We start from the raw sequence: 9,441 nt of genomic DNA on the forward strand, positions 1-9,441 counted from the left end.
CCGTCTTCGTGATGAAGGTGCTGTGCTTCGCGCTGTTCGCCTGCGCCTTCAACCTGCTGATCGGCTTCGCCGGGCTGCTGAGCTTCGGCCACGCCGCCTTCTTCGGCGGGGCGGCCTACATCACCGCCCATTCCGCCAAGGTCTGGGGGCTGGGACCGGAGGTCAGCATTCTGCTCGGCATGGGCTTCTCCGCCCTGCTGGGCCTCGCCTTCGGCGCACTGGCGATCCGCCGGCAGGGCATCTACTTCGCCATGATCACGCTGGCGCTGTCGCAGATGGTCTTCTTCATGGCGCTGCAGCTCAAGTTCACCGGCGGCGAGGACGGCATCCAGGCGGTGCCGCGCGGGCATCTGTTCGGCGTCATCGACCTGAACAACTCGCTGTCCATGTACTACTTCGTGCTGGCGGTGTTCCTGGTCGGCTTCGCGGTGGTATGGCGCGCGGTGCATTCGCCCTTCGGCCAGGTGCTGAAGGCGATCCGCGAGAATGAGCCGCGCGCCGTGTCGCTGGGCTACCGGACGGAGCGCTACAAGCTGCTGGCCTTCGTGCTGTCGGCGAGTCTCGCCGGTCTGGCCGGCGGGACCAAGGCGCTGGTCTTCCAGCTCGCCTCGCTGACCGACGTGACGTGGCAGATGTCCGGCGAGGTGGTGCTGATGACGCTGCTCGGCGGCATGGGCACGCTGCTCGGCCCGGTGGTCGGGGCGGCCATCGTCGTCACTCTGGAAAGCTATCTGGCGGCCACCAGCATGCCGGTTCCGGTGGTGATCGGCGCCATCTTCGTGGTCTGCGTGCTGGTCTTCCGGCGTGGTATCGTGGGCGAACTCCAGGCCCGCTTCGGCCGCCGCTGAACGTCAAGAACCGAACGGCATAAAAAGCCAAGAACCAGGAACCGCACGATGGATCAACCGCTCTCTGATCAGCCGCTGTGGACCCCGTCGGAGGCGCGCGTGGCCGCCTCCAACCTGACGGCTTTCCGGCAGGCCGCGAGCGCCCGCTTCGGGCTGCGGCTGGACGATTACGACGCGCTCTACGACTGGTCGGTCGCCGGCAAGGAGGATTTCTGGCGCTTCCTGTGGGAGTGGGCCGGACTCAAGGGCGATCTCGGCGGCGTGGCGCTGGCCGATGGCGACAAGATGCCCGGCGCCCGCTGGTTCCCCGAGGCCAGCCTGAACTATGCCGAGAACATGCTCGCCAACGCGCCGGAAGGCGAGGCGGTCGTCTTCTGGGCCGAGGACAAGGTCAAGCGCCGCTGGTCCGGCGCCGAACTGAAGGCCGAGGTGTCCCGCCTCCAGCAGGCGCTCAAGGCCGCGGGCGTCGGCAAGGGCGACCGCGTCGCCGCCGTCGTGCCCAACATGCCGGAAACGCTGGCCGCCATGCTCGCCACGGCCAGCCTGGGGGCCATCTGGTCCTCCTGCTCCCCCGACTTCGGCGCCCAGGGCATCACCGACCGCTTCGGCCAGATCGAGCCGACCGTCCTCTTCGCACCCGACGCCTACTGGTACAACGGCAAGAGCCACGACATCCGGGCCAAGATCGCCCAGGTGCTGACCGAGCTGCCCACCGTCAAGGCCGCGGTCATCATCCCCTACGTCAACGAGACGCCGGACGTTTCGGCCATCCGCGGCGGCGTCACCTGGGGCGACTTCATCGCCCCCTTCGCGGCGGCGGAACCGAGCTTCGAACGGGTGGCCTTCAACCACCCGCTGTTCATCCTCTATTCGTCGGGCACCACCGGCAAGCCCAAGTGCATCGTCCACGGCACCGGCGGCACGCTGCTCCAGCACGTCAAGGAGCACCGGCTGCACAGCGACGTGAAGCCGGGCGACCGGGTGTTCTACTACACCACCTGTGGCTGGATGATGTGGAACTGGCTGGTCTCCGGGCTGGCCGCCGGGGCGACTCTGCTGCTCTACGACGGCTCGCCCTTCGCGCCGGACGGCAACATCCTGTTCGACTACGCCGACGCCGAGGGCATGACTCTGTTCGGCACCTCGGCCAAGTTCATCCAGCAGGCCGAGAAGTCGGGGCTGGAGCCGATGCGCACGCACCGGCTGGACACGCTGCGCGCGCTGGCCTCGACCGGCTCGCCGCTGATGCCGGAGAACTTCGCGTACGTCTACCGGGCGATCAAGGCGGACATCCATCTGGCCTCGATCAGCGGCGGCACGGACATCGTGTCCTGCTTCGTGCTGGGCAACCCGACGGCCCCGGTGTGGGCGGGCGAATTGCAGACGGCGGGGCTCGGCATGGCGGTGGCGGCCTTCGACGACGCCGGCCACGCGGTCAGCGGCGAGAAGGGCGAACTGGTCTGCACGCGGCCCTTCCCCTGCATGCCGGTGGGCTTCTGGGCCGACCCGGACGGGGCGAAGTACCGGGCCGCCTATTTCGAGCGCTTCCCCAACGTATGGACGCACGGCGACTTCATCGAGCGCACGGTGCATGGCGGCTGGGTGATCTACGGGCGCTCCGACGCGGTGCTGAATCCCGGCGGCGTGCGCATCGGAACGGCGGAGATCTACCGGCAGGTCGAGCAGCTTCCGGAGATTCTGGAGGCGGTGTGCATCGGCCAGGAATGGGACGGCGACGTGCGCGTCATCCTGTTCGTGGTGCTGCGCGAGGGGCTGACCCTCGACAAGGCGCTGGAGGACACGATCCGCAAGCGCATCAAGGAGAACTGCTCGCCGCGGCACGTCCCGGCGCGCATCGTGGCGGTCAAGGACATCCCGCGCACGCGCTCGGGCAAGATCACCGAACTGGCGGTGCGCGACGCGGTGCACGGCCGTCCGATCAAGAACACCGAGGCGCTGGCCAATCCCATGGCGCTCGACGAGTTCCGCGAGCGCCCGGAACTGGAAGGCTGACCGGCGTCCAGCCCTCTCCCCGGGCGGGGGGAGGGCACCCAAACCAACACGACAACAGAGGATAAGCCATGACCTTGACTCAGAAGGTCGCGGTGGTCACCGGCTCGACCAGCGGGATCGGCTTGGGCATCGCGCGGGCGCTGGCCGGAGCCGGGGCGGACGTGGTGCTGAACGGTTTCGGCGACGCCGCCGCCATCGAGGAGCTGCGCGCCGGTCTGGCGGCGGAGTTCGGCGTGCGCGTCGGCTATCACGGCGCCGACCTGTCCAAGCCGGCGGAGATCGCCGCGCTGATCGGCTATGCGGAGGAGACGTTCGGCTCCGTCGATGTGCTGGTGAACAACGCCGGCATCCAGCACGTCGCCCCGGTGGAGGACTTTCCGGCGGACCGCTGGGACGCGGTGATCGCGCTCAACCTGTCCGCCGTCTTCCACGGCATCCACCACGCCCTGCCGGGCATGAAGCGGCGCGGCTGGGGGCGCATCCTCAACATCGCCTCGGTGCACGGGCACGTCGCGTCGGTCAACAAGGCGGCCTACGTCGCGGCCAAGCACGGCGTGGTCGGGCTGTCCAAGACGGTGGCGCTGGAGACGGCGGGCACCGGCGTCACCTGCAACGCCATCTGTCCGGGCTGGGTGCTGACCCCTCTGGTCCAGAAGCAGATCGACGCGATCGCCTCGACCAAGAACATCCCGGAGCCGCAGGCGAAGGCGGAACTGCTCGGCGCCAAGCAGCCCTCCGGCGCCTTCGTGACGCCGGACGAGCTGGGCGGGCTGGCGGTCTATCTGTGCTCCGACTCGGCCGCGCAGATGACCGGCGCCAGCCTGCTGATGGACGGCGGCTGGACCGCGCAGTAAGGACTTTGAAGCCCTCTCCCGTCTCGGGGCGGGAGAGGGGTTCATCATCACTTCTGGATGTTGGCGGCTGTCTGGCCGAAGAGGATCTTCTTGCCCTCGTCGGTGACCGAGGGGCGCTTGGCCAGTTCCGCACCCTTCTCGTAGGCGCGGACGGTCGCCGGGCGGGCCTGGATCGCTTCGAACCATCGCTTCAATTCGGGGAAGTCGGCGAGGTTCTGGCGCTGCCGCTCGTGCGGGACGATCCACGGGTAGCAGGCCATGTCGGCGATGGTCAGCGCGTCCCCGGCGATGAAGGCGCGGCCGGCCAGACGCTTGTTCAGGACGCCGTAGAGGCGATTGGTTTCCTTCACATAGCGGTCGATGGCGTAGGGGATCTGTTCGGGCGCGTACTGCACGAAATGGTGGTTCTGCCCGGCCATCGGGCCGAGGCCCCCCACCTGCCAGAACAGCCACTCCAGAACCGTCTTGCGGCCCCGCAGGTCGGCGGGCAGGAACTTGCCGGTCTTCTCCGCCAGATAAATCAGGATCGCGCCCGATTCGAAGACGGACACCGGCTCCCCGCCGTCGGCCGGAGCGCGGTCGACGATGGCCGGCATGCGGTTGTTCGGGGACATCGCCAGGAAGTCCGGCTTGAACTGGTCCCCGGCCGAGATGTCCACGGGATGGATCGTGTAATCCAGCCCGGCCTCCTCCAGGAACAGCGTGATCTTGTGCCCGTTGGGGGTCGGCCAGTAGTGAAGGTCGATCATGGCGGTCCTTCCGGTTTGTCTCCAGCCCCGAAAGGTGATGGAGCGAACGGTTTCAGGCAACCCGCGCCGAGCGCGGATCAGCCCTCCGGAAGGGGCAGGCAACGGGCGCAACGTCGCGGCCCCCGAAATGTTGAATACGGTGAACCGACAATCATCATGAGGACCGTCATGAGCGACGACCGGACACCCGCCACCCAGCCCCAGCGCAAGGACGACCGGATCGACGAGGCCCGTGAAGGCACCGTCACGCCCGACCAGGGCGGCGAGGCCGAACTGACCGAAAAGGAGGAGCGGAAGCGCGGAGGCGCCAACACGTCCACGCCAGGGCCGATCTACGACGTGTAAGGCCGGCCCGTCACGACCGACCGGTCACGAAACCAGCGCCAGGGTGGGGTCGGGAGGTTGCGGCGTGGCGTCTTCCAGCGTTTGAGCCACCTCGTCCAGCGGGGCGGCGACCACCAGCGGTTCGGAGCGTCCGGCGAAGGTGATCTCGGTCCGCTCCCCCTCGGTGCCGCGCAGGTACAGAACGCCCGCGGCGTTGATCAGAACCGGCGCCCCGGCGCGGTCGGTGAATTCGATGAACTTCATGCAGGACTCCCACGGAGGTTGCATCACGCTTGGACTGTCTCAAACACGCAAAGAGGGCGGCGGGTTCGCTTCTCCGGATGGCATTGCCCGTTCGGTGCCCCGCCGGCTCGCTCCATTGCGCGCAATCAGCCCCTTGATTGATGCACCGCATCGACAAACATGGGCGCTGCGGGCCACGTCGGTCCGTGCCGTCCGCCAACAAGGAACAGATGCCGTGAAGTTGCTCGTCGTCGAAGACGACCCGTTGATCGGGCCCGCCATCAAGGCTGTGATGGAGAATGCCGGATACACGGTCGTCGGCCCTCTGCGCGACGCCGCCAAGGCGACGCGGCTGGGGGTCCGGGAACAGCCGGATCTTGCCCTGGTGGACGTCTATCTGGCCGGAGGCGAGAACGGGCTGACGCTGGCCCGCAAGCTGTGGGAGGAGCACAACATCCCCTCCCTGCTGATCACCGGTTTCGACCACCGCGGCGAGGAGGCGCGCGATTTCGCGGTCGGCCTGCTGCGCAAGCCGGTGATGCCCGACGCGCTGGTCGATGCGGTCGGGGCCGTCGGGGAAATCCTGGCGGGGTTGCGCCCGTCCTCCATCCCCCCGGCGCTGGAACTCTTCGGGCGGCCCGAGCGCGTGTCCGCCACAGTGCCGCAGCCGGCACCCCAACCCGCACAACAGCCCATGCGGCGGCAGGGCTGAAGCCCTGAGGCCCCGCCCTGCCATTTTCGCATGCTTTAAACAGTGCCCTTAGACAATGACCGTTGGTCAGCGGTCCGGAGTCTCTTCCGGACCGCCCGATGCCGGGGCTTCCGCCGGCTGCGCGGAGTTCTGCGCTGGGGCCGCGGCGGATTGCCCGTCCTGCGGCTTGGTGTTTTCCAAGCCGTTGCTGGGGTCCAGCTCGACCCACTGGCGATGATCGCTCATGACTTGTCTCCCGTCCGTCTGTGGTCGCGTCCCGTGGTGCAGGAATGGTCCGATGAGGCGCCTCTCGTTTCTCGGATCGGGCGCCTGTCCTTTGGAATAACGCGTGGCGAAGGGATTCGATCAATCCCGACCGAAGAAATCGGGTATTTTGTGAGGCAGCCCTGTCCGGTGACCTCCTTCAGAAGCCCCCTCGGGCCGGTCATCAAAAGCCCTCGCGGGCCAGCGCCGGCTCGCCCCGCCGCAACAGCCGCCGGGCCAGCGACAGCGGGGCGCGCAGCATCCGTCCAACGGCGGCGCGGGGACCGAGCGGCTTCTCGATCGCGTAGTATTTGCGGATCGTCTCCCGCACCTCCCAGACGCCGGTGAAGCCCCTGGGGATGACGAAGGCGTCGCCCTGCGCGTGCTCCTGCGGCGCGCCGTCCCGGGGGGTGATGACCACCCGCCCGGCCAGAAGCACGCAGAACTCCTCATAGGGCCAGTCGGTCATGGCGATGGTGCCCGGCGTGCATTGCCACACCCCGCAGGCGAACCGCCCCCCGCCACCGTCGTAGAGGTTCAGGAAGCTCTCCTGAGGGTCGCCTGACAGCACGGTCCCGAAGACGGCGGGCTTGCCGGGGTCGTCCCCGATCAGCCGCTGGTCGATGGGAACGAGCGCGCGGCGCGGCGGCGGGTTGCGGTCCATGGAACTCACCCCTCCCGCACCAGCAGGGCGACGGGGAAGTCCCGGAAGAGGTCGGCGGCGGTCACCGCGTCGGCGGCCTCCAGCGTCCCGTCGGTCAGCGCGTTGCGCCAGCGCTGCCCGCGCGGCAGCGGAACGGAGGTGTCGCCCCAGTCCGGAGCCTCGCCCAGCGCCCCCACCAACCGCGGGGCGGCGACCACCACGATGTCGTCGCCGAGCCGGCGGGCGAAGGCCACCACATGCTCCGCCCGCTCGCCCGTCGCCTCCAGCGGCAGGTACTCGCCCTTGGCGAAGAGGTCGGGCATGGCCGCCCGCAGGGCCAGGGCGCGCCGGGTCAGGGAGAGCTTTACCGCCCCATCCTGCCAGCGGTCCAGCAGGCTGCCGATCGCCACCCCCTCGACTTCGTCGAGCAGACGGCGCCGGGCGTCGTAGTCCACCGGGCGCCGGTTGTCGGGATCGACGAGGCTGAAATTCCACAGCTCGCAGCCCTGATAGATGTCCGGCACGCCGGGGCTGGTCAGCTTCAGCAGGGTCTGGGTCAGCCCGTTGACCATGCCGACGCGGGCAAGCCGCGCCTGGAAGGGCAGGAAGGCGTCGAAGAAGGCATTGCTGCGCGTCACATCCAGCGCGTCGTGGACGAAGCTGGTCATGGCGCTTTCATAGGCCTCGTCGGGAGCGGCCCAGGTGCTGTGGACCTTGGCCTCGCGCATCGACTTGGTCATGGCGCCGGCGAGGCGTTCCGCGAACTCCGTCATCGCCTGCGGGTCGAGGCTGGCGGGGTCCGCCCCGGTCAGCTCCGCCGGCCAGGCGCCGACGAGGAGCTGGTAGAACAGATACTCGTCGTTGCGGTCGGGCGGGGCGGTGCCCTCCACGTCGCCGCGGCGGGCGCGCAGCAGGCGGCTCCAGGTCTGGATCTGTCGCTCCCACTCCTCCGGCATTTCCGACAGAGCGTAGAGGCGGGCGCGGGTGTCCTCACCGCGCTTGGTGTCGTGGGTGGTGCTGCCCAGCATGGCGTGCGGCCAGCGGGCGGCGCGCTCCGCGTTGGCGTGGTGGAAGTTGGCGGTGCCGACGCCGAAATGCTCCGGGTGCCCGCCCACCTCGTTCAGCGCGGCCAGCCGGTTGTAGCGGTAGAAGGCGGTGTCCTCCAGCCCCTTGGCCATCACCGGGCCGCTGTACTGCTGGAAGCGCATAGCGAAACGCAGCACCTGCTGGCGGCTGTAGCCGCTGCGCGGCTGGGCCACCAGATCGGTGGTCAGCAGCCTGTGCAGGAAATCATAGGCGGAGCCGTCGGTGTTCGGATCGGCCTTGCACGCCTGGGTGATCGCCCAGTCGATGCTCCGCCGGTCCAGCTCGCTGACGCCGCGCCAGTCCACGTAGGTGCGGTAGACCGGGAAGCGGGCGATGGTCTCCTTCAGCGCCTGATGCAGGATGTTGGCGGTGAAGTCGGCGGTGCGCGGGTTGGCGCGGGCGATGCGCGAGGCCTGCCGGGCCAGCACGTGAAGCTCGCTGGACATCTCGCTGTCCATGATGCGGATCTTGCTGGTCCGCACCACCTCGTCGAAGCTCTCGCGCCGCCCGGTGAAGTCGGCGTAGAGGCGGGTGAAGGCCTCCTCCGCCTTCGGGTCGACGAACAGCCCGCCCATCAGGTTGGCGAATTCATAGCCGGTGGTGCCGTCGATCGGCCAGTCCTCGCGCAGCCGTTCGTGGCGGGCCAGGATCTTCTCGACCACCAGATAGAAGGGCCGCTCCGTCGCCTGGGCCAGCCGCTCGCAATAGCCCTGGGGATCGTAGAGGCCGTCGATGTGGTCGATGCGCAGCCCATCCAGCGTGCCGTCGTCGACCAGCTTGAAGGCCAGCCGGTGGGCGACGTCGAACAGCTCCCGCTCCTCCATGCGCAGGCCGGCGAGTTCGTTGATGTTGAAGAAGCGGCGGTAGTTGATGTCGTCCGCCGCCACCTTGAAATAGGCGGCGCGCCAGTTCTGGGCGGCGATCAGGTCGGTCAGGCGGCGCCAGCTCTCCGGCTCGCCCTCCTCGCCGCGGAAGCGCTTCAGCCGGCGCTCCACGGCCTCGGCGACGTCGGGTTTCTCGGAGACCAGGGCGGCCAGCTCCGCCTTGAGGGCGTTGGCGCGGCGGATCTGGTGCGGGCGCACCTGGTCGAGGTGGCGGAAGGCGTCGCCGATGCGCTCCAGGTCCGGCTGGTCGTCGCCGAGGATCGTGCCGTAATCGGCGGGCCGGATGGGCAGCTTGTGGGTGTCGTAGGCCCAGACGGCGAAGCCGCCGGCCTCCTTGTCGAAGCGCAGCTCAAGCCCGCCGGATTCCAGCACCGCGCCGAACTGGTCGCCCAGCAGCGGCACCAGCACCTTGCCGTGGAGATAGCGGCGGTCGGGCTCCCACTCGATGTCGAAATAGCCGGCGTAGGGGCTGTCCGGCCCCCATTCCAGCACGTCCAGCCACCAGCCGTTGTCCGACCCGCCGACGCCCATGTGGTTCGGCACGAAGTCGAGGATCTGGCCCAGCCCGTTGCGCTTCAGCGCCTCCACCATGCCGTGGAAGGACTCCTCGCTGCCCAGCTCCGGGTTCAGGGCGTTGTGGTCGACGATGTCATAGCCGTGGGTGCTGCCCGGCCGCGCCTTCATGTAGGGCGAGGCGTAGAGGTGGCTGACTCCCAGCCGCGCCATGTAGTCGGCGATTCCAGCGGTGCGGTCGAAGCCGAACTCGGCGCGCAACTGCACGCGGTAGGTGGCCAGGGGGATCGGCTTTTCGGCGTCCGCCGCCATGGGTTGGTCTCCTGAAG

At 68.7% G+C, this 9,441-nt stretch carries 10 protein-coding genes; 5 read left to right on the forward strand and 5 right to left on the reverse strand.

The features are described 5' to 3' along the window. The 3 genes from AC1DVI_RS28795 to AC1DVI_RS28805 all read left to right on the forward strand — a co-directional run. The coding region (locus AC1DVI_RS28795; RefSeq protein WP_476960883.1) for a branched-chain amino acid ABC transporter permease at positions 1-848 on the forward strand (848 nt) is incomplete at its 5' end. A 48-nt stretch (positions 849-896) separates the two neighbouring features. After that, positions 897-2,861 (forward strand): acetoacetate--CoA ligase, encoded by a 1,965-nt coding sequence (locus AC1DVI_RS28800; RefSeq protein ID WP_476960884.1) that lies wholly within the window; start codon positions 897-899, stop codon positions 2,859-2,861. Between the two features lie 68 nt (positions 2,862-2,929). After that, positions 2,930-3,715, forward strand: coding sequence for a 3-hydroxybutyrate dehydrogenase (locus tag AC1DVI_RS28805; protein ID WP_476960885.1), 786 nt, complete (start codon positions 2,930-2,932; stop codon positions 3,713-3,715). 47 nt (positions 3,716-3,762) lie between these two features. Here AC1DVI_RS28805 and AC1DVI_RS28810 read toward each other — a convergent pair whose 3' ends face one another. Then, positions 3,763-4,464, reverse strand: a complete 702-nt coding sequence (locus tag AC1DVI_RS28810; RefSeq protein WP_476960886.1) for a glutathione binding-like protein — start codon at positions 4,462-4,464, stop codon at positions 3,763-3,765. Positions 4,465-4,632: 168 nt separating this feature from the next. Here AC1DVI_RS28810 and AC1DVI_RS28815 point away from each other — a divergent pair, with 168 nt between their 5' ends. Beyond that, positions 4,633-4,809 (forward strand): hypothetical protein, encoded by a 177-nt coding sequence (locus AC1DVI_RS28815; RefSeq protein ID WP_476960887.1) that lies wholly within the window; start codon positions 4,633-4,635, stop codon positions 4,807-4,809. 24 nt (positions 4,810-4,833) lie between these two features. Here the strand turns inward: AC1DVI_RS28815 and AC1DVI_RS28820 are convergent, their stop codons facing one another. Beyond that, positions 4,834-5,052, reverse strand: coding sequence for a hypothetical protein (locus AC1DVI_RS28820; protein WP_476960888.1), 219 nt, complete (start codon positions 5,050-5,052; stop codon positions 4,834-4,836). Between the two features lie 214 nt (positions 5,053-5,266). Here AC1DVI_RS28820 and AC1DVI_RS28825 point away from each other — a divergent pair, with 214 nt between their 5' ends. Then, positions 5,267-5,743, forward strand: coding sequence for a response regulator (locus AC1DVI_RS28825; protein ID WP_476960889.1), 477 nt, complete (start codon positions 5,267-5,269; stop codon positions 5,741-5,743). A 66-nt stretch (positions 5,744-5,809) separates the two neighbouring features. Here the strand turns inward: AC1DVI_RS28825 and AC1DVI_RS28830 are convergent, their stop codons facing one another. The 3 genes from AC1DVI_RS28830 to treY all read right to left on the reverse strand — a co-directional run bounded on the left by AC1DVI_RS28830 (position 5,810) and on the right by treY (position 9,424). Beyond that, positions 5,810-5,968, reverse strand: coding sequence for a hypothetical protein (locus tag AC1DVI_RS28830; RefSeq protein WP_476960890.1), 159 nt, complete (start codon positions 5,966-5,968; stop codon positions 5,810-5,812). Between the two features lie 202 nt (positions 5,969-6,170). Beyond that, positions 6,171-6,650, reverse strand: a complete 480-nt coding sequence (locus tag AC1DVI_RS28835) for a cupin domain-containing protein (protein WP_476960891.1) — start codon at positions 6,648-6,650, stop codon at positions 6,171-6,173. A gap of 5 nt (positions 6,651-6,655) precedes the next feature. Further along, complete coding sequence (gene treY, locus AC1DVI_RS28840) at positions 6,656-9,424, reverse strand: malto-oligosyltrehalose synthase (protein WP_476960892.1); 2,769 nt, start codon at positions 9,422-9,424, stop codon at positions 6,656-6,658. Positions 9,425-9,441: the final 17 nt, after the last annotated feature.

The organism is Azospirillum sp. P4_B5, from assembly GCF_056402275.1.